The sequence below is a fragment of the Sphingomonas echinoides genome, assembly GCF_029623395.1.
Lineage (GTDB): Bacteria > Pseudomonadota > Alphaproteobacteria > Sphingomonadales > Sphingomonadaceae > Sphingomonas > Sphingomonas echinoides_A.
Genome location: NZ_JAPYKK010000085.1, coordinates 1 through 989 on the forward strand (window position 1 = coordinate 1; position 989 = coordinate 989).

2 protein-coding genes are annotated in these 989 nt (G+C 59.2%); both read right to left on the reverse strand.

Annotation, left to right across the window (positions count from 1 at the left end; genetic code table 11):
- Positions 1-258, reverse strand: a 258-nt coding sequence (locus tag QBJ92_RS20555) for a spore coat protein U domain-containing protein (protein ID WP_277971547.1), incomplete at its 3' end; no start/stop codon positions are given.
- 108 nt (positions 259-366) lie between these two features.
- Positions 367-989 (reverse strand): fimbria/pilus outer membrane usher protein (locus tag QBJ92_RS20560; protein ID WP_277971548.1); only part of this gene is annotated, 623 nt, incomplete at its 5' end.

The following is a 989-nucleotide window of genomic DNA, read 5'->3' on the forward strand; positions in this document are numbered from 1 at the left end:
GGTGTCGAGCGACACACTGTAGGTCGTAGTGTTGGTGCAGTTGACGCCGATAGTTGTAGCCGCATCCAATTGAGTCGATGAATAGGTGCCGAAGGCGAGCGGGTTTGCAGCGATCGCGCAGGTGGCCTGTACGTTCGCCGAGACCGCCATCGACGAATTGCTGGTCGCAGCCTGTACTTCGCCTGCTATGCCCAGAGTTGACAGGACCGACATCATGGCCACAGCATGCCGGACGCGTAATGTTACGTTTTGTTTCATTATGTATCCTTTTATTCCATTGGTTTATACCCAACTTCTACTTCTTAGTTATTAATGTATTGTTAAAGCGTGTTTTTACGAAATTTTGTTTCAACGTGGTCTGATATATTATGGCGTCGTCGGACTGCGCCGACATAGGACGCCGACTTCGCCCCCAAGGTCGTCTCCGCCGGAGGGCGGAAAGCTCGCGTCGCAGCGCGTGTCATCAGGCAGGGTCGCGGTAAGCCTGTGCTGCCCGGGGAGATCGGGGAAATACACTTGGCCATCGAATCCGCTTGTCGTCGCCACCGCGCCGTCGTCCACGACGATCTTCGCGCCCGGCGGGACAAACGCGCCACTCTCCAGCCGGAGCGTAAGCAACAATTCATGCTGCCGTCGAATTCCGAACCGCGCCACCACTCCCGACCGTGCATTGGGGGCAACCTCCGTGTCGAGCCTGTCCCAATGCGTATCGAGGGGAAGGTCGCCGGGATCGATTGAGATGGCGTTGGGCTGATAGGAGACCAGCCCAGGCACCAACAGCTTGCCGTTCCGACCGGTGTGCCCTGCGGGACGGTTGTTGACCATGACCGCGACATTCGAAAACCCTTGCGTGTCGATCAGCGCGAACCCGTCGCTGATTGTCGGTGCCGCATAGACGCCTCCGCCGAGCAAGACGACACTGCCTTGCGCGGTCGCCTGTAGCGCCGTCGAGCGGCCCGACCGATCGATCCCCACCCCGACCTGCGCCG